Raw genomic sequence first — 21,022 nt, 5'->3', positions numbered from 1 at the left:
TATTTTGAAAAGGAGCATAAAATATTATGAAAACTAATTTTTCCAATGAAGGCACAACCCAAAGCGATGAGCAAAATTTAATCTTCGCACGAGCAGCCGCTCTAGCCGACAGTGGTATATTTAAAGAATATTTAATTTACGAAGATAACGGTGAATGTTGGTTTGCAGGGGGTATTGTTCGATCTATAACAGTATTTGCAACTCACATTGAATCTAATACCTCTGCAGGAAAAACTCAGCGCCAAGTTAACAGCGAAAACCTCTGCCAAGTCCTACAGCAAGAATTAAATACTTGGGATGGTGAGTGGCAAGCATGCGGATGGTCTAGTTTTGAATTCGCGTATGCCCTGAAATCACCAGAACTATTAACCGAAGAAGAAAAAGCAGGTCAAGAAGCGTTATTATTTATTTGTGAGCCAAAAATAACGATATCCCTAGGGAAAAAACCAACACTCATTAAATCTAAATCCAGTGAACTTGAGCAGCAAGTACGCTTAATACTAGAAAATGCAGTTGTACGAGCACACGTTCCTTACAAAAATGTCGAAATACCAGGCAATATTAATTATAAAAATGCAGTCAAAAAGTCTGTCGCCAATATTAAAAATGGTTTACTAGAAAAAGTCATACTCTCGCGTAAGGTTCCCCTACATTTTTCGCCCGATTACACTGCGACTTGGCTTCAAGGGCGTTCGATGAACACACCTGCTCGTTCATTTACAATGAATTTAGCTGGTTGGAAAATCACTGGGTTTAGTCCTGAAATTGTACTTTCAGTTGATGAAAACCGTAAAGTTACAACAGAGCCGTTAGCGGGTACTCGACGATTAGAAGGTAATCCAGAAACAGATCAAAAAATATTTGATGAGTTACTAAGAGATCCAAAAGAAACCCACGAACACGCAATATCTGTGAGACTTTCAGTTGACGAAATGAATGAAGTTTGTGAACCAGAATCTGTACATGTACCACAGTTCATGGTTCAAAAAAAGCGAGGTTCTGTGCAACATTTAGCTTCGAGAGTCTGTGGCACTCTAAAAACAGAATATAACGCTTGGCATGCATTCGAAAGCCTATTCCCTGCTGTTACAGCGTCTGGTATTCAAAAGCTGGCTGCTTTTTCAGAAATACGACGACACGAAGGCAGTAGCAGAGGGCTTTATGCAGGCGCAATTTTAAAACTAGATCACACAGGCGTTATTGACGCAGCATTAGTTTTACGCAGTGTTATGAGTAAAGGCGATCAGCACTGGTTACAGGCTGGAGCCGGAATTGTACTTGATTCAACACCAGAAAGAGAACTCACCGAAACCAGTGAAAAACTAGCAAGCATTTCACCTTGGGTTGTTGAAAAAAAAGCTAAATTAACGTAATTCATTAAATAAGGATACTTAATGAATCCTTATTCAGCTAATACCCACTGCTACACATTTTTATAAACAAAAGTAAATTTATGTAGCAGATAAAAGTTGTTTTAAACGAGGAGTTTAAGCATGGCACAGCCACTAATACCTACATACGATATCATTGGTGTCGGATTTGGCCCATCAAATATAGCTTTGGCGATTGCCTTAGAAGAAATTAAGAGCAATTCCACCACACTAAATGCCTTATTTATTGATAAACAGCCAGAATATCAATGGCATGGTGATACTATTACTAACCAAAGTGGGCTACAAGTCTCATTTTTGAAAGATCTTGTTACATTGAGAAATCCAACCAGCCCTTACTCTTTCTTAAATTATTTACATTCACATAATCGTTTAGTGGACTTCATAAATTTAAGTACTTTCTACCCAAGCAGGTTAGAATTTAATGACTACCTTCGCTGGGTTGCGGGTCATTTTTCTTCTCAATGTCAATACGGCGAAGAGGTTACCTCTATTGAGCCGGTTATGGATAATCAAAAAGTAAAATTACTCAAAGTGACAACAGCAGATACAAGTGGTACAAGTAAGATCCGTTTTACTAAATCACTTGTTATGGGCACTGGCGGAACCCCTTTAATACCGGAAGTTTTTCAACCGCTAAAACAAACCCCGCTTGTATTTCATCATACTCACTACCTATCAAAAATGGCTAAACTTATTCCAGTAAAAACAAAAGATTTACGCATTGCTATAATCGGTGGTGGGCAAAGTGCTGCGGAAGCTTTTATTGATATTGATGATAATTATCCACACGCAAAAGTTGATTTAATTATGCGTGGTAATTCGATGAAGCCAGCAGATTCAAGTCCCTATGTGAATGAAATTTTTAACCCATCATCAACAGACTCTATATTCAGTAAAACGCAGCAAGAAAGAGAAGAGCTATTAAAAGAATATAAATACGCTAATTATTCAGCTGTTGACTCATCGATGATTGAGCAAATATATAATATTTTTTATCAACAAAAAGTTGCCATGATGGAGCAACATACATATTGCCCTAACAGTGAAGTTACTGAAGCATCTGAAAAAAATGGAAAAATAACGCTGTCTATACTTGATAGAAAATCAAATCAGCATGCTACGAATAATTACGATTTAGTAATTTTAGCAACAGGGTATCAACGACCTAAAATGGCGCCTATATTAGAACCGATTAAAGCCTATTTAGGAAACATTGATATTGATCGAAATTATCAAGTTAAAACGGACGAACGTTTTCTTCCATCGTTATTTTTGCAAGGACGTTCAGAATCATCCCATGGTTTAAGCGACACCTTACTCTCAATACTTTCAGTAAGGTCAGCAGAAATAGCACACTCATTACAGGCAGAGTTGCAAGAACAGGCTCAGCAAGCAGTTGCTTTAGCTTAACCACTTGAAATGCATATTACTCAAATAAGTCATTATCTAAGTAATGTGCATTCATCGCAATCGAGTTTATTTTCAATCATTATTGCCTTATAACAGATGTGATACTGTTTAATAACAAGGAATAAAAATGAAGTTTATTGCCCCTTTTGCGCTTTTGGCAACAGTCAGTTTTTCAGGTTTTACGAGTCAAACAGAGCAAACGCTACAACTTGAAAACGTATTCGACCTTGAATATGCGAATCAGATAGATATAACCGAAGACGGTAAAACCGTTTACTTTGTGCGTAATCGTATGGATATAAAAACAGATCGCAAAGTGGGTAATATTTGGTCTGTTGATTACAAAACTAAACAAATGCAACCATTAACCTCTGGCGTGCATATGGATTATTCGCCAGTACTCTCTCCTGATGGTCAACGCCTTGCGTTTATATCAACACGTGATGGCAGCAGCCAAATATATATAAAATGGCTTAAAACAGGTGCTATGGCAAAAATTAGTAATCTAACTAATAGCCCTCGTGCAATTACATGGAGCCCTGATTCTAGCCAATTAATATTTAGCATGTTTGTACCAAGTGTAACTTCAGCCCCCGTAAACCTGCCCGGTAAACCAAAAGGGGCAACGTGGGCAGAACCCGCTAAATTTATTGATGATGTTTATTACCGTTCAGATGGTGGCGGTTACACACAAAAAGGTTTTAGCCAATTATTTTCCATAGATGCTAACGGTGGTAATGCCAAGCGACTTACTCATGATGAGTTTGATAACGCCGGCGATGTAAGCTTTAGTAACGATGGTAAATCACTTTATTTTTCTGCGAACAGGCATAAAAACAACCAGCTAAAATTCACAAATAATGAAATTTATAAACTTGATTTGGCCTCGCAAACTATAACCGAAATTACTAACCGAGATGGCCCTGATGAACAACCTAAAGTATCGCCCGATGGCCGTTACTTAGCGTACACAGGTTATGACGATATACGCACTAATTACGAAAATGCTCAACTTTATATTCGTGATTTAAAAACAGGTAACACAACTAGTTTAACGCCAAATTTTGATCGAAGTGTTGGGCAAATAAAATGGAGTGCCAATTCAAAAGGTGTGTACTTTAGTTACGCCGATAAAGGCCAAACCGCCCTCGCCTATCAACCACGCAGTGGCAAGCGTAAAATAATAACAACTCAAATTGGCAGCGTTGCCTTTGGACGCCCTTATTCTGGTGGCGACTTTGATGTAAGCGAAGATGGAGAGGTAGCATTTACCCTTGCCGATACCCAGCGCCCTGCTGATATAGCAACAATTAAACGCGGTAAAGCCCAGCGTTTAACTACCCTTAATGCAGATGCATTGGGCGACAAAGCTTTGGCTAAAGTGGAAGAAATTTGGGTTAAATCAAGCCACGATGAACTTCCTATTCAGGGGTGGATTGCCTACCCGCCAGAATTTGATAGCAGCAAAAAACACCCGCTAATACTAGAAATTCACGGCGGCCCTGTCGCTAATTATGGCCCGCACTTTAGCGTTGAAATTCAACTGTTTGCAGCCAAAGGCAATGTCGTTTTATACATGAACCCACGTGGTAGTGATTCCTATGGTAAAGAGTTTGCACAAACTATTCATCATAATTACCCAAGTAACGATTTTGATGATTTAATGACAGGTGTTGATGCGCTAATAGCGAAAGGCTTTATTGACGAGTCTAAATTGTTTGTAACCGGTGGCTCTGGTGGCGGTGTATTAACTGCATGGATTGTGGGTCATACAGATCGCTTTGCTGCAGCTGTAGTTGCTAAGCCTGTTATCAATTGGATCAGTTTTGTACTAACAGCAGATTTTTACCCGTTTTTTGCTGATTATTGGTTCCCAGGTAAACCATGGGATCACATTGAGCACTACATGAAACGCTCGCCTATTAGCTATGTTGGAAACGTTAAAACTCCTACTATGTTGCTCACTGGTGAATCTGACTACCGTACACCAATTTCAGAAACTGAGCAGTTTTATCAGGCATTAAAATTACAAGGTGTTGATACTGCAATGGTGCGAATTCCTAATGCTTCACATCGCATTACAGCTCGGCCATCAAACTTAATGAGCAAAGTTGCTTATATTCAATGGTGGTTTGATAAACACACTAAATAATAAATTTATAGCTCAAATAAAAGCCACTTCAAATAAGTGGCTTTTATATTTACCACTATAGTATTCAAACTGTAAACCCCCTTTACACTTCTGTGACAGTTAAATATCGGACTTAGCTAAAACTTCAGTTAGTAAAATTTCGGTTTATAACATTTTTTGTAACTTGAGTTGGTAAAAAATCGGTTTGAGTCACTGTTTATAGCCTTTCAGTTAGTAAAATTTTGTTTTATAGCACAAAGAAGTTAGTAAAAAATCGGTTTATAAATTCGTTTAGTTTGCCTATTAAAGCAAAAATCAGTCACTTACCCGCCTTTTAGAGTTGCCGTAAACGCTTTTTTCAGCAAAATCACCCCAAATATGCCGTTTTATGAAAGGTTAGTTAAACTCTGATCTGTAGATTGAGACAGGTAGTTAAATAGTGATCCAACATGATTTGGCAAGGCCGTGTTGAACTTTGGTTGGTGAATTTGCAGCAGTATGTTTGGTTTTTAGGCAAGGCGGAGCTTATGTAGTGTGGTTATTCCCCATTAATAGGCGATAACGTAGCATAAATACCAAACATGCGCTGCCGTTTGGGTTCTTTCTAGGGACGATAAACTCTTTGTTGCTCGGTTTTTACTTAGCCCACTAGGTTACAAACCTCGCGCCGCGATTTAATCGCCCCTAGATTGAACAAATTTCAATCCACAAAGACCAATACGCCCTAGTTAAAGTCTGATCTGTAATTATGCTTCAATGTTCTAACTTTATTTAAAGCAATAAAAAAGGGCCTATTGGCCCTTGAGTAACACTATCTAGTTAGGAATTAAAACTGGTTCATGGTGTTATCTTCACCACCGGCTTTTAGCGCGTTATCACCAGAGAAGTATTCTTTGTGTGTATCGCCCATGTTAGACCCTGCTAAATCTTGGTGCTTAACCGATGCTTGCTCACGGCGAATTTCTTGGCGTTGTACGTCACGTACATAAGCCAGCATACCCATATCGCCAAAGTAACCTTCTGATAAAATATCCGTGCTTAGCGCAGCTGTATGGTATGTCGGCAAGGTTATTAAGTGATGGAAAATACCGGCTTCACGTGCGCCATCGCGCTGGAAGTTTTGCACTAGTAAATCGGCTGCTTGCGCAAGCTCTGTTGCATCCATTTCTGGTGCCATAAGGCCTTTATTATCGCCAAGACTTGGGTAAGCACTAAGGTCTCGGCCTGCCTCTTCCCACTCTTGATACACTTGCTCACGAAACTTAAGCGTCCAGTTAAACGAAGGCGAGTTGTTGTATACCAGTTTTGCATTTGGCACGTGTTCTTTTACACGATTTACCAGTTCTGCAATTTGTTTAACATGTGGTTTTTCTGTTTCAATCCACAGTAAATCAGCGCCTGACTGCAAGCTAGTAATACAATCTAGTACTACACGATCTTTTTCCGTGCCTTCACGGAATTGGAATAAACCGTTATCTAGACGAGTTGGTTTACATAACTGGCCATTAATTTTCATTGCCGTATCGCCTTCATTTAAGTCATCAACACCGTTAATTGGCGTGGTTTCTAAAAATGCATTGTATTGGCTTGCTAAGTCACCTGGTGTTTGCGACACAGGTACTTTTTGAGTAAGGCTGGCGCCTAATGAATCTGTACGTGCCACAATAATGCCGTTATCAATACCTAGCTCTAAAAAGGCGTAACGTACTGCGTTAATTTTTGCTAAGAAGTCTTCGTGTGGAACGGTCACTTTACCCGCTTGGTGACCACATTGTTTAGCGTCAGATACTTGGTTTTCTATTTGAATGGCACACGCACCGGCTTCAATCATTTTTTTAGCCAGTAAGTAAGTTGCTTCTTCGTTACCAAAACCTGCGTCAATATCAGCAATAATTGGCACAACATGGGTTTCAAAGTTGTCTATTTTATCAATAACAGCTTGAACATCGCCGCCATTCGCTTTTGCTTCATCTAGGTCGTTAAACAAGTGATCGAGTTCACGTGCATCAGCTTGCTTTAAAAATGTGTAAATTTCTTCAATTAATGCAGGTACCGATGTTTTTTCGTGCATGCTTTGATCTGGCAGCGGACCAAATGCAGAGCGAAGCGCTGCAACCATCCAGCCACTTAAGTATACATAGCTGCGTTTAGTTGTTTTTTGATGGCGCTTAATAGCCATCATCATTTGTTGTGCAGTAAAACCATGCCAACAGCCTAAAGATTGTGTGTACTGGCTTGTATCGGCGTCATATGCTGCCATATCTTCACGCATTACGTCTGCTGTGTATTGTGCAATTTCAATCCCAGTACGGAAACGGTTTTGCAAGCGCATGCGGCTTGCATATTCAGGGTTGATTGCGTGCCATGCGCTACCTTGAGATTGGCAAAGAGTTGAGAGTGTGTCTGTTTCGCGTTGATATGTTGTCATAATAAAATCCTTCGAACGGGTGTGTAAATAATTTTAGTGTTGTGAGAGTGGCTACGTTGCTCGTGCTCCGTAGCGCTTAAATCAACATTAGGCTCATTTTTTAGATTTAGTAAATTTATAGTTGTTATTACGGCTATATATTTTATGAATGGCTAAAAAGCACTCAACATTGCTTTTTTGCGTTATTGTTGCCTTAACGCACAAGCGCACAACAACATCGCGACCGTTTAAGGAGGGCAATTATGTCCCACACTCTCACACACTCAGGACTCAGCGTAGACACACAACTCGCTGATTTTGTTAAAAGCCAATTACTCCCTGGCACTCACTTAAGTGAGCTGCAATTTTGGCAAAGCTTTGCACATATAGTTCAAACGCTTACCCCTATAAATAAGGCACTGCTTGAAAAGCGAGAGCTGCTTCAACAGCAAATAGATGACTATCATCTAGCTAATAAAACGTGGAATAGCGCCAAGTACCATGCCTTTTTACAAGATATTGGCTACTTGGTAAAAGAGCCTGCCAACTTTACAATTGAAACCCAAAATGTAGAGCCTGAAGTGGCCCTTACAGCAGGCCCTCAATTGGTTGTGCCTGTAAGTAACGCACGCTTTGCACTTAATGCCGCTAACGCGCGTTGGGGCTCGTTATACGACGCTTTATACGGTACTGATGTACTAAGCGAAGATGACGGGGCTGAAAAAGGTAATACCTACAATCCTGTTCGTGGTTTTAAAGTAATGGCCTACGCTCGCCAGTTTTTAGATAAAGCATTGCCGTTGACTAATGGCTCGCATATAGAAAGCACGAATTACTCAGTAGTAGATGGCGCACTTTTAATTACCTTGCGTGATAGCTCTCAAACCACATTAGCTGACCCATCTCAGCTTGTTGGCTATCAAGGAGAAGCGCAAAATCCAACTGTAGTGTTATTAAAAAACAATGGCTTACATATAGAGCTGCATATCGATCACCACCACATTATTGGCCAAGCTGATAAAGCAGGCTTAAAAGATGTAGTGCTAGAGGCCGCGCTTACCACCATTATGGATTGTGAAGATTCAGTAGCTGCGGTAGATGCAGAAGATAAAGTACAAGTTTATAAAAATTGGCTTGGGTTGATGCAAGGTAACTTAGTTGAATCGTTTAAAAAAGGCGATAAAACTGTAGAGCGCACTCTGCAAAGTGATAAAACATACACCGCACTTGATGGTGGCACAGTTACTTTAAAAGGCCGTAGCATGATGTTTGTAAGAAACGTTGGCCATTTAATGACGAACCCTGCTATTACCGATGTGTACAATCAACCGGTATTTGAAGGCATTATGGATGCGATGTTTACTGCTACTGCTGCCCTGCACGACCTAAATAAAAAAACAGGTATAAAAAATTCAAGCGCGCAAAGTATTAATATAGTTAAACCAAAAATGCATGGCCCTGAAGAGGTAGCGTTTACTAACACTTTATTTAGCTTAGTAGAGGAAGCGCTAAGCTTACCTAAAAACACGCTTAAAATGGGTATTATGGATGAAGAACGCCGCACTTCTGTAAACCTAAAAGCCTGTATTTGTGCAGCCAAAGAGCGTGTTGTATTTATAAATACTGGATTTTTAGACCGCACAGGCGATGAAATTCATACCTCTATGCAAGCGGGCGTTGTACTTCCAAAAGCACAGATTAAACAGCAACCATGGATACAAGCTTACGAGGATCGCAATGTCGATATTGGCCTTGCTTGTGGCTTGAGTCATAAAGCACAAATAGGTAAAGGCATGTGGCCAATGCCAGATAAAATGGCATTAATGATGGAGCAAAAACAAGCGCATCCTAAATCAGGCGCTAATACAGCATGGGTGCCCTCCCCTACAGCTGCTACCCTGCATGCAATGCATTATCACGATATAAACGTATTTAATGAGCAGCAAAGCATAGCTAAACGTACTATTGCTAGCCTTAATAACCTACTTACACCGCCGCTAATGACAGACCCTAAAACGCTTTCAAAAGAAGATATTCAAAGTGAGCTAGAAAACAACGCACAAGGTATTTTAGGTTACGTTGTACGTTGGATTGATCAAGGCGTAGGCTGTTCAAAAGTACCTGACATTAACCATATTGGGCTAATGGAAGACAGAGCCACACTGCGTATTTCAAGCCAGCATATGGCTAATTGGTTGCTAAATGGCGTGTGCTCACAGGCGCAAATAAAATCAACCATGGCTAAAATGGCCAAAGTGGTTGATGGTCAAAACGAGCATGACACTGCCTATACACCCATGGCAACAGACGAAGAAACCCTTAATAACAGCATTGCGTTTCAAGCCGCTACTGCATTAGTTTTAGAAGGCGTAACACAGCCTAGTGGTTACACTGAACCATTACTGCATAGCTACCGTATTAAATACAAAGCACAACATTGTTAATCACTCCAAATTTTTAACACGTGCTTGAATTGTTTTTTGAGTCAAACCAGCCTTCGGGCTGGTTTTTTATCGCCTAGAATTAAAATAGCAGCGCTTTTATGGCATTTTAAAAATATATATATTCAAATAAGCATAATACACATGAATATCTAACATTTATTCAAACGTAAAAAAGCGTGTTTTGCATACACAAAACACGCTTTTTAAAGCTTTTAACCGTTTACGTTTAATTTTTTACAATGGCATTGTGATAAATATTTTGTACATCGTCACAATCTTCAAGCATATTTATAAACTTATCGAAGTTAGCGATAACTTCTTCGTCTTCAATTTCAATATTAACTTGAGGAATAAACGTAATTTCATCTACTTCAAAGTTAATGCCTTCAAATGCGCTTTCAAGGGCTGTTTTAGCTTTAAAGTATTCTGTTGGCGGTGCAAATACCGATATTTTACCGTCCTCGGCTTCAACGTCGGTTACATCAACATCAGCCATCATTAACGCGTCGAGTACTACTTCGTCGTCATCCCCTGCAAAGCCAAGTACCGCATAATGATCAAACATATGCGCTACACAGCCAGGAGTACCAATTTTTGAGTCTGTTTTAGTAAATGGCAAACGTACATCTTTGATAGTACGGTTCGGATTATCGGTCAAACAGTCAACAATAACCATGCAATTACCAGGGCCATAGCCTTCGTAACGGGCAACTGAATAGTCTTCCCCTGCTCCACCGGCTGCTTTCTCAATTGCTTTTTCAATAACGTGTGCGGGAACTTGGTCTTTTTTAGCTTTTTCGATTAGGCGGCGTAATGTTTGATTTACTTCGGGATCGGGTTCACCACTTTTTGCTGCAACGTAAATCTCTTTACCATACCTTGAGTTTATTTTCGTTTTAGCATTAGCCGTTTTGATCATAGAACTTTGACGAACTACAAATGCTCTGCCCATTTTGTGCCTCTAATGAATACGTTACGTTTTGCGGTATTTTACCAATTCGAAACGTATTGGGCTAGCTCCACAATGGGCAAAAATCAATTAATAAAATTTGTATAACTAAAGACTAAACTTAAGAATAAAAAAACAATGCGCTATTTAACATAACGCTAATTTTTTGGAATAACTTTCTACTAGCCCTACCAACTCATAAAAATGATGCAATATGTAATCGGCTTGGTCGGCATAAGCAGGTGTTACATCTGGAGCATATAAACATGCACGCATATTAGCGTTATGCGCGGCTTGTATGTCATACAAGTAATCGCCTACATAGAGTATATTTGCAGGGCTAATATCCCAAAGTGTTGCAATGGCATTCAATGCACTTGGATCGGGCTTTGCTGGTGCATCACTTCTGGTTAAAACCGTGCTGATTGGCAGTGGATTATTTTGTAATTTAATTGCAGCAGCCTTGTCAAAATTACGCGTTACTATGGCCATCGGAATTTTTTTGCGTCTAATTGTGCAATAGCTTCACTGACGCCGGGCAATATAGTCGCGTGCTGGGCATCGAGTAACTCGTGCTGATGCACAATGTTCATGGCTTCCTCGCGCATATAAGCCGAAGGGAGTTGCGCTATAAAGTCGAGCAGGTCTTGCTCACAAGGGCAGCCTATTTGTGCTTTTATAAGTGAAAAATCTAACTCGGATGATACTAACGTACCGTCTAAATCAAAAATAACACCGTTAATAGCCTCTACCTGAGTCATCATATCATTCCTTGGATGTGGTAATAATTAGTTAAACGTACTTTAAACATAAATGATCTACTGCTTATACTCAATATTTTGGATAAATGATGCTAAGTAACCTGAACTCTGGATAATAAATCTGCTAATAGATTGCGCAAAATAAAGTAAATATACAATATAACTTCACAAATTTTACGTAACTTTACACAGTAAAGATCAATTATGAGGGTATCTAAAATAATAGAGGGAAATACGCGCACATTAACTACAGTGCGCGTAAAAAGAAATATTAGCTAATTTTGCTCGAAGCGGGCTTCAAGCCACGTATCATCTTGGGCAAAGTTTAAGGTTTTAATCCTACCTTTCCCCTCAACATTAACCATATTCACCTGAGTTGGCCATAAATCACGCAGTGCACCATTACTCATTTTAATCCCTTCAATCCCTTTTGGTATAGGTGCTTCTTGGTAAACCCAAAAAAACTTTCCATCAACTTGTGCACCTACAAAGCTAAGCGGTAGAGATTCACCACTTAGTGTTTGTAGCGCAACGTGCGATTCAACATACTTAGCAAAACGTTGTTGATCGGCTTTATTACTAATAATATCGATTTTGCCTTCAAATAATGTTCCTACGGCATGTTCGGTATCGTGTAAATAAAACCGATGCATTAACTCAACATTATGCGTTCGTTTGTTAAAAAGCACCGTTGTAACTGACGATTTTAGTTGATGCGCTATACTTGGCGCAGCAACTAAAAGGCAAACAATAATAAGCAAAAAGCGCATTATTGCTGCTCCTCACCGTCATCCTTTTCGTCTTTTTTCTCATCGCTTTTAAGCTCAGTTTTAATATCTTGCATGATATCGCGACTCACTTTAGCTTTACTCTTTTCCTTTTTAAACACTTCAATACGTGAAGGAATAATACGGCGAGGGTAATTGTTGTTTTCAACATCTACATCAGCTGTTTCCCAACCTGGATCGACAGTCACTGATACAAGCGGCTTGTTTTTATCGGTAACAATTAGCTTTTGAACGTTTTTATAATTACGACGCCAAATTTCAGCAGGAATATAACGCTCTTCAGTTGTGCCATCTTCATATGTTAGCTCAAGTAAGATAGGCATTACCAAACCACCTAAGTTTGAAAATTCCATTACATAATAGTTTTTATCTTCTTCTAAAGCGCGTTCAAGCGTTTTACGCTCCCACGGCTCTAAGCCTTTTAAAAACTTGTTGTACGAGTTGCGTTCTTTATTGGTTACAGTAAAGCGGTCGTTTTCGTCATAAAAATCGGTAACATCAGGGTTTTGCTCAACCCATGTTTTTTTACCTTCTGCGCGGTTACGCTCAACAAATAATGACGTAGGCTTATCTGCTTCAATATCGCGTAAACGGCTGTAATCAATATCAGGGTTTTTAGTGTCTAAACGTAGTTGATATACTTTATCTAAAGAGATATCAACATGGTCTGTGGTGTAAAACCAGCCACGCCAAAACCAATCTAAATCAACACCAGAGGCTTCTTCCATTGTACGGAAAAAATCAGCTGGGGTAGGGCGCTTGTATTTCCAGCGCTGAGCATACTCTTTAAATGCAAAGTCGAATAAGTCGCGGCCTAAAATCACTTCACGTAAAATATTAAGTGCTGCGGCAGGCTTAGTATAAGCATTCGGGCCTAAGCGTAATACGCTGTCTGACTGAGTCATAATTGGCACTTGATTTTCAGACTTCATGTAGCTCACTATATCGCGAGGCTCAACACCCCAAGGAATAGTAGGATCCCATTCACGACCAGCAACACCATCTAAAAAGCTGTTTAAGCCTTCATCCATCCACGTCCATTGGCGCTCATCCGAATTTACAATCATCGGAAAGTAAATATGGCCAACTTCATGAATAACTACGCCAAGTAAAAAGCGCTTTTCAGCTTGAGAATAAGTACGAGTACCATCATCTTGTAACTTAGTACGTGGGCCGTTAAAGGTGATCATTGGGTATTCCATACCACCAACGGGGCCATTAACCGACTGTGCAGTTGGGTACGGGTAATCAAAAGAATACTTAGAGTACACTTCCATTGTGTGTACTACCGCTTCAGTTGAGTACTTCTCCCATAAGTCACCACCTTCTTTAGGGAAGAACGACATTGCCATAACTAAAGGCTGAACGTCACCACCTTGCTGATAACCTTTTGCATCCCACATAAACTTACGAGACGACGCCCAAGCAAAGTCACGAACATTCTGTGCTTTAAAGTGCCACGTTTTAGTTTTGTCTGTGCCTTCTTTTTCGTTTTCTAGCGCTTCTTCTGCGTTAACAATAAATACAGGACGCTTAGATGTTTCAGCTTGCTTTAAACGTTTGCGCTGCGTACTTGTTAGTACTTTGCTCGCGTTATCAAGCTTACCTGTTGCCGATACAATGTGATCCGCAGGAACGGTAATCTCAACATCGTAATCACCAAACTCAAGTGTAAATTCACCAGAACCTAAAAATGGCTTGTTTGTCCATGCTTCGTAATCGGTATAAGCCGCTAAACGAGGGAACCACTGAGCAATTAAGAATATGTCGTTGCCATCTTCTTCAAAATGCTCATAACCAGAGCGCGCACCCACAGCATCTTCTTCAACAATATTGAAGGCAAAGTTCATACTAAATTCGACTTCTTTACCTGGTTTTAATGGCTCATTTAAATCAATACGCATTAAGGTATCAACTACAGTTACGCGCAGTTCTTTACCATCGTCATCTTTTACGCCACTAATTGTATAACCAAGTTCGTTGTCGCTCATAAATTGCTGACGACGTAGCTCACCTAAACTTAATTTAGCAGGCTTTTGTGCTGGTAGGCTTTTTAACGTACTTTTAAACGTTTTAGTTGTTTCGGCAATAGAGTCACTTTTAAAAATATTTTGATCTAGCTGTAACCATAAATATTTAAGCGTATGTGGTGAGTTATTTTTGTATTCAATACTTTGGCTACCAGTAATACGGTGCTTTTTTTCATCTAGCTTTACATCAATATCGTAGTTAACACGTTGCTGCCAGTATTTTTCACCTGGTTCACCTGCAGCACTACGATATACATTGGGTGTAGGAAGCGCTTCGTCTAATTGACGAAACTTATCAACGTAAGAACCTTTTGTTTGCTCAACTGAGGACGCCATAACAACACTCGACATTGCCAGTGGCAATACAAAAGCGCTCAGCGTAAGACCTATTTTTTTCATTGTTAGTCCTGATAAATTTTAGTAAGGGTACTTTGACAAAATAACAGCTTAGCTTCAATAAATTAGCGATAAAGTGTCGCTTTTATAAGGTGATATTCACCAAAAATTTACAGCACTTTTATATAAGTGCAACCATAACCAATATAAGCAAGATTAAAACTGTAAAGGGGGTTTACAAAACACCAACACCGCGCAAACAAAATAGGGACAAGCACTTGAATCTATGAGGTTCAGACCCAATTCATCGCTAATAGCTAAAGTGAAAACGTCTAACTTGAAAAGTGGAGATTGCTATGAAGTTTTATATTATAAAAAAAGAGCAGCAACTCGAAGCAATTCCTGCACAGAAGTTAATCCTTGAAAGTTACCAAGCTTATAATACCAATTTTATTAAAACATGATCACTCTAGGGTCTGTTTATCTTTCGAGGTTGAATTTGCAGCAGACTGTTTGGTGTTTAGGCAAGGCAGAGCCTGTGTAGTGTGGTTATTCCACATAAATAGGCGATAACGCAGCATAAATGCCAAACATGCGCTGCCCTTTGGGTTCTTTGTAGGGGCAATTTACTCTTTGTTGCTCGGTTTTTTACTTAGCTCACTAGGTTACAAACCTCGCGCCGCGATTAAATCCCCCCTAGATTGAACAAATTTTAATCCTGAAAGGTCAACAGGCCCTAACGTATTAAATAACTCACTAACTACGTTAAAAATCATTCATATAGAACAACTATGTATCATAATTTCAGCCTTGTTATTGAGCTATTTTCTTATCGCTATAATAGATCACTAATTTAATGCAATTGGTATAACTACAAATTTGTAAATGTGATATGTGCATGCGATAAACAAGATGCGCTAAAAAGGTTCCCATCCATACAAAAAAGTAATAAGAAACGCATTATTATTGGCGTAAATATTGCTGCAACCTCAATAATATTGGCTATTTATACGATAAATTAAAAATAGTTAATATTTTTATTGATCTTTAATGCTGTTTGTATTTAAAATCGCCCACCCTTTTATTTGAGGCAAATAAATTCGTCACATTTATCCTCAAATAAATATAGATTAGTAGCAATAAATGCGGTGGACTCATGGATTTTTATATCCTAAAAAAACAACAAGAACTAATTGCTATCCCGGCAAATGAGAACAACTGTAAACAGTATCTCGATTCTGGTTATTTTTACATTGATAAAGTAGCAGCATGTAACGAAGTTAATGCTTTAAAAGTGCTACAAACTAAGCAAACTAAAACACTAAAGTACCCACTAATTATGGCATTGCTAGCATTACCGATTATTTTTGTAGGCTGGTATAGTTTAACCTAACCTTAAAATGGTCCTTAGGCTTGCATCTTTAATTACCTTGGGTATATTGGCGCTCTTACTGGTTTTTTAAGAGCGCGACATGAAAGTCCTCCACACCTCAGATTGGCACCTTGGCCAACAATTTTATGAACACGACCGCCGTGTTGAACACCAAGCCTTTTTTACATGGTTATTAGCCACTCTTGTTGAACAACAAATAGACTTACTTTTAGTTGCTGGCGATATTTATCATACCGCGACTCCAAGCGCTAGCGCCGAAAATCAGCTTTACCAATTTATTAAAGACGCCAAAAAGGCATGCCCACAATTACACGTAGTAATTATTGCGGGTAACCACGACTCTGCAAATCGTATTTTGGCAGCTCAGCCATTACTAGCACAGTTTGATACTCACGTAGTAGGGCGCTTTGATGTCGCAACACCCGATGAAACTGTTATTCCCATAAATACTAATGGTAAACGCGCTGTAATCGTCGCTATGCCATTTTTACGTGCAAGCGATGTAAGTTTGCTTAGCCAAACTGGAAGCGGCTCTAGTTATGCTCAAGGCGTTTCAAAAGCTTACGAGCTTGCACTAGAACAAGCTACTAATATAAACGAGCAAAACTCACCATTAATAGTTATGGGGCATTTACACGCAAAAGGCGGGGATATCTCAAGTGATTCTGAGCGTAACTTAGTAATAGGTGGTGAAGAGTCTATTTCTGCTAATGTATTTGGTAAACAAGCCAACTACGTTGCCCTTGGGCATTTACACAAAGCGCAACAAGTCGCTAAAAGTAATGTTATTCGCTACAGCGGCACACCTATCCCTATGTCGTTTTCAGAACGTAACTACACGCACCAAGTAAATGTTGTTGAGTTTATTACTGATGAAAAACAACATATTAGTACAACTGTAAACCCCTTTACATTCCGCGCTCTGCCGATGTAATTATTTTACCAAAAGGGGAGTGTGTACCATTAAGCGAACTATGCGAGCAAATTAAAGCGCTCGACACCGCACAAAATATAATAGCGCCTTATTTACGTGTAAAGCTTAAATCAAGCGATACCGACACCACCTTCAGAGAACAAATAGAACAAGCACTTGAAGGCAAGCATATTAAATTTTGTGGTATTGAACGTGTACGTGAGCAATCAGCGCAAAATGACGACAACACCGTATTTGAAGATTTAAGCGAAGTTGAAATGCTCAACCCACTAAATTTATTAGAGCAAGCATTCGCAAACGATAAAGACATGGCAGGGCAAAGCGTACCCGATGAGCTAAAAGCACTTTTAAGTGATGTGATAAACGAGCTTACGGAGCAAGAACAACTATGAAAATAACCGCAGTTCGTATTCATAATTTAGCCTCAATAGTTGACGCTGAAATAGATTTTACTAAAGCCCCATTAAAAGATGCAGGATTGTTTGCGATAACAGGCGATACTGGCGCTGGTAAAAGTACCTTTTTAGATGCCATTTGTTTAGCCCTTTATACAAAAACAGCGAGGCTGCGCGGTGATAAAGGTAACTTAATTGAGTTTAACGGCGACAGCATTAAACTCAATGATGCGCGAAACTTGCTACGCAGAGGTACATGGGAAGGCTACGCCGAGGTCGACTTTTTAGGACAAGATAAACAGCTTTACCGTGCGCGTTATACAATTTCACGCACCCATAAAAAAGTAACAGGCAAACTTAAAGTAGCAGAGCACACCTTAGTAACCCTGCCAGAGCAAACCTTAATAGCTGACAAAAGCCACACAATAAAAGAAGTTGAGAGCAAAATAGGGCTTAACTTTGAGCAGTTCTCCCGTGCCGTACTTTTAGCACAACATGAGTTTTCTGCGTTTTTAAAAGCCACTGGCGATGAGCGAGCGCAACTTTTAGAGTGCTTAACAGGTACCGATAAATTTAGCCGTATTGGCGTGCGTATTTTTGAGCGCCATAAAGAGCAAGTGGCAAAGCTTGAAGCGCTCAAAGCAGGCCTTGAAAGCTATACCTTATTAACACCAGAAGAACTCGAGTTACAACAAACCAAGTTAACCGATTTAAAAGCGCAAACCGAACACACTAAAAAAGAGCTGACCAAAACCGAAAAAGCACTTAACTGGTATCAGCAAGCTACAGTGCTTGAGCAAAATTTATTGCAAGCACAGCAAACTCAGCAACAAGCAAGCTCAGCGCTTGAAAGTATCGTTGTTCAAAGCGAGCAGGCAAAACAAGCCAAGCAGGCGCTTGAAATAAAAGATAACCGCAGCCGTTTTACTCAATTAACCGATCAAAATACGGCGTTGGATCAGCAAATAACATCACTTAAAAGTGTTGATCATTTAGCAGTAATTAACGAGCGTAATACCGCGCTTACTAAACACATAGAGCTACTTAATAACGCCAATGAGCAAAAACAAAATGCAGCGCCCGTTATAGCTAAAGCGCGAGAGCTCGACAGCAACATTGCCTTGCAAACTCAAGCTGTAAAAGGTACTGAGTCGCAAATAACCAAAGAGCAATCTCAATTAGATGAGTTCACACAGCAGCTTAAACAAAGCAATAACGAGCTTGAACTTGCTAATACCGACTCAACTAAAGGCCAGCAATGGCTTAATGAGCATGCACAGCTGCATGTTTTAGCAAAAGACTGGAGCTACTATCAGCAAAGCTTCAATACCTACTTAAATGCACAGCAGCAATTAACCGCAAACGCTGCGCAAAGCCAAACTCTTAATAGCGAGCTTGCAGGTCAGAACGATCTTTTAAATGCGCAAAATAATAAAGTGCAGCAGTGCGAGGTGGCACTTAGTGGTGAGCAATCAACTTTACAGGCATTAAATACTCAGCTTAATGAATTTAATGCAGAGCATTGCGACGCGCAGTTAAAAAGTATTGATTACTTAAAAGAGCAGCGCGAGCGTTACGGGCAATTTAACGCAGAACTAAAACAAAGCACTCAACGCCAACACGTACTTAATCAGCAGTTAAATGAAAGCCAGCAAGCCCATACTTTACTTAATCAGCATTTAATAACCAGCGAGCAAGCACTTAAAGGTAGCGAGTACGCACTTAACCAAGCGCGCTTAAGAGCCAGCGAAAACGTAGAACATTTACGCACTGAGCTTCGCCCTAATGAGCCTTGTTTAGTGTGCGGTGCAACTGAGCACCCGTATGCGGTAAATCAAAATCAGCAATTAAATAACTTAATTACTGATTTTGAAAATGCTTTTAATATAGCTAAAAAGCAATTTGACCATGCACAAAGCGAGCTGCATAAGCATCAAACTCAACATGCCGTATTAACTGCTGAACACGGACAACTTGAGCAAATAATACAAACAGCAAAAGCCAAACAGCTCGACATTAAAAATACCATGCAAGGCGCACGCACAGAGCTTAACGACTTAACGCCTGAACAGCTTGAAGTAACTTATAAGCAATTAACGCAGCAAAAAGCGCAATACTTTGAGCAGCAAAAACGCCAACGTACACTGCAAACTAAAGTAAATGAGCTACAAGCAGCACTTAAAGCAGAGCAGCAAGTACAGCAGCAACTGAGTAATAAACACCTTGAGCTTACACATCAGCAAAACCAAATAACGAGTAAGCATAGCGAACTAAGTGCGCAAATTAACGAGCTGGGTGCAACGCTCAATAGCCAATTTGAAAACAGTGATTTTTGGCAACAACTTCAAGCCAATACACTTGAACTTAGCGAGCTGCACGAGCAGGTTACGCAGTACCAGCACACTCAAACGCAACTTGAGCAAAGCCAAAAATGCCAACACACAGCTAATGAGCAAATAAAGCAGCTTACCCCGCTTGTAAGCAAAAGCGAGCAATCGTTAAAAGTACTTAATGAAGAGTTTGTAAAAGCTAAAGCGCTATTAAACGCGGTACAAAGTGAGCGCTTAGCTTTATTTAATAATGAGCAAATAAGCGCAGACGACTACCAAGCAAAACTCACAAGTGAGCAAGAGCAAAAACAATCGCAGGTTCAAGCGAGCCAAAAAGCCTATGACGACGCTATAAAACAACGAGATGAGCACGCTATAACGCTTAAAAATGTGGAGCAACGCTTACTTGAAAACAGCCAAGAACTAGCAACACTTGAGGCACGTTATAACCAGTGGTTTACTGACTTTAAAGCGCAATATAGCAATGCAACGCACGAACAGGTCAAAATTTTACTAACGCTAAGTAGCGATACTATTAAAGCGCATTTAAATCAGCACGAGCAGTTAACTCAAGCGTTAACAGATGCAAACGCCGCATTAAAACAGCAGCAACTTACGCTTGAAAAACACAACAGTAGCGATAAACCAACGCAAAGTGCAGAGGCTTTAAGTACGCAATTAAGCAGCTTACACAAGCAACAAATGCAGCTGCAAAATTCATTACTAGCAACTAATACCGCTATTGAGCAACACAACCAAAACGCAAAGGCGCTTGAAGGTAAGCAAGTTGAGTTAACTACGCTTAAAACACAGGTAGAGCAGTGGCACTTGCTTAATAAAGTATTGGGCGATGCAACGGGTAAAACCATGCGTAACTTAGCGCAAACACAAACGTTAAAAATATTACTGCACTATGCCAACAGCCATTTAAAAACACTCAACAAACGTTACGAATTAACCGCCATAGCGCAAACGCTTGATATTGCGATTATTGACCGCGACATGGCCGACGAGCAACGCTCTGTTAATACGCTCTCGGGCGGTGAGTCATTTTTAGTATCGCTAGCGCTTGCACTTGGTTTAGCATCGCTTTCATCTAACAAAGTACAAATCAATTCTTTGTTTATTGACGAAGGGTTTGGTACGTTAGACAGCGAAACCCTAAGCATTGCAATGGACGCTTTGGATTCTTTGCAAGCACAAGGCAGAAAAGTAGGCGTTATATCGCACGTAACACAAATGAGCGAGCGTGTAGCCACTCAAGTGCATGTAGCCAAAAAGCCAGGTGGATATTCCACAGTTGAAGTTTTATAAGCAACA

General features: G+C 39.8%; 10 protein-coding genes and 2 pseudogenes. 7 read left to right on the top strand and 5 right to left on the bottom strand.

The genetic code is table 11. From position 1 onward, the window contains the following. Positions 1–26 precede the first annotated feature (26 nt). From P4S65_RS20640 to P4S65_RS20630, 3 genes are all read left to right on the top strand, one after another. Positions 27–1,373 carry a salicylate synthase gene (locus P4S65_RS20640; protein ID WP_337121082.1) on the top strand — a complete coding sequence of 449 codons (1,347 nt, stop codon included), beginning with the start codon at positions 27–29 and terminating at the stop codon, positions 1,371–1,373. A 120-nt stretch (positions 1,374–1,493) separates the two neighbouring features. Continuing rightward, complete coding sequence (locus P4S65_RS20635; protein WP_337121081.1) at positions 1,494–2,804, top strand: lysine N(6)-hydroxylase/L-ornithine N(5)-oxygenase family protein; 1,311 nt, start codon at positions 1,494–1,496, stop codon at positions 2,802–2,804. A 127-nt stretch (positions 2,805–2,931) separates the two neighbouring features. Further along, the gene (locus P4S65_RS20630; protein WP_337121080.1) at positions 2,932–4,956 is read left to right on the top strand and encodes a S9 family peptidase; all 2,025 of its coding nucleotides are present in this window, start codon (positions 2,932–2,934) and stop codon (positions 4,954–4,956) included. A gap of 805 nt (positions 4,957–5,761) precedes the next feature. On the opposite strand, the gene P4S65_RS20625 is transcribed toward P4S65_RS20630, so the two are convergent. Then, a complete protein-coding gene (locus P4S65_RS20625; protein ID WP_007376673.1) occupies positions 5,762–7,363 on the bottom strand; it encodes an isocitrate lyase in 1,602 nt (533 codons plus the stop codon). A 242-nt stretch (positions 7,364–7,605) separates the two neighbouring features. Here P4S65_RS20625 and P4S65_RS20620 point away from each other — a divergent pair, with 242 nt between their 5' ends. Then, positions 7,606–9,786, top strand: a complete 2,181-nt coding sequence (locus P4S65_RS20620) for a malate synthase G (RefSeq protein WP_337121079.1) — start codon at positions 7,606–7,608, stop codon at positions 9,784–9,786. 226 nt (positions 9,787–10,012) lie between these two features. Here the strand turns inward: P4S65_RS20620 and P4S65_RS20615 are convergent, their stop codons facing one another. The 4 genes and pseudogenes from P4S65_RS20615 to P4S65_RS20600 form a co-directional block, all read right to left on the bottom strand. Then, positions 10,013–10,738, bottom strand: a complete 726-nt coding sequence (locus tag P4S65_RS20615) for a YebC/PmpR family DNA-binding transcriptional regulator (protein ID WP_337121078.1) — start codon at positions 10,736–10,738, stop codon at positions 10,013–10,015. A 144-nt stretch (positions 10,739–10,882) separates the two neighbouring features. Further along, positions 10,883–11,499 (bottom strand): annotated as a pseudogene (locus P4S65_RS20610) (HAD family hydrolase). A 272-nt stretch (positions 11,500–11,771) separates the two neighbouring features. Further along, positions 11,772–12,266, bottom strand: coding sequence for a DUF6702 family protein (locus P4S65_RS20605; RefSeq protein ID WP_337121077.1), 495 nt, complete (start codon positions 12,264–12,266; stop codon positions 11,772–11,774). Continuing rightward, positions 12,266–14,713: a M1 family metallopeptidase gene (locus P4S65_RS20600; RefSeq protein WP_337121076.1), complete on the bottom strand. Its 2,448-nt coding sequence runs from the start codon at positions 14,711–14,713 to the stop codon at positions 12,266–12,268. Before P4S65_RS20600 ends, P4S65_RS20605 begins: the two co-directional genes overlap by 1 nt. 1,093 nt (positions 14,714–15,806) lie before the next feature. Here P4S65_RS20600 and P4S65_RS20595 point away from each other — a divergent pair. The 3 genes and pseudogenes from P4S65_RS20595 (at position 15,807) to P4S65_RS20585 (ending at position 21,016) form a co-directional block, all read left to right on the top strand. Then, positions 15,807–16,043: a hypothetical protein gene (locus P4S65_RS20595; protein ID WP_007376681.1), complete on the top strand. Its 237-nt coding sequence runs from the start codon at positions 15,807–15,809 to the stop codon at positions 16,041–16,043. Between the two features lie 79 nt (positions 16,044–16,122). After that, positions 16,123–17,369: pseudogene (locus tag P4S65_RS20590) on the top strand (exonuclease SbcCD subunit D C-terminal domain-containing protein). Continuing rightward, positions 17,366–21,016: an AAA family ATPase gene (locus P4S65_RS20585; protein ID WP_337121075.1), complete on the top strand. Its 3,651-nt coding sequence runs from the start codon at positions 17,366–17,368 to the stop codon at positions 21,014–21,016. The pseudogene P4S65_RS20590 and the gene P4S65_RS20585 overlap by 4 nt, the downstream one beginning before the upstream one ends. The last annotated feature ends 6 nt before the right edge of the window (positions 21,017–21,022 follow it).

This window comes from Pseudoalteromonas sp. B131b (assembly GCF_037162545.1).
Taxonomy (GTDB): domain Bacteria; phylum Pseudomonadota; class Gammaproteobacteria; order Enterobacterales; family Alteromonadaceae; genus Pseudoalteromonas; species Pseudoalteromonas fuliginea.
Note: the sequence above shows the minus strand (reverse complement) of the source record. Positions and strands in the feature narration are given on the sequence as shown.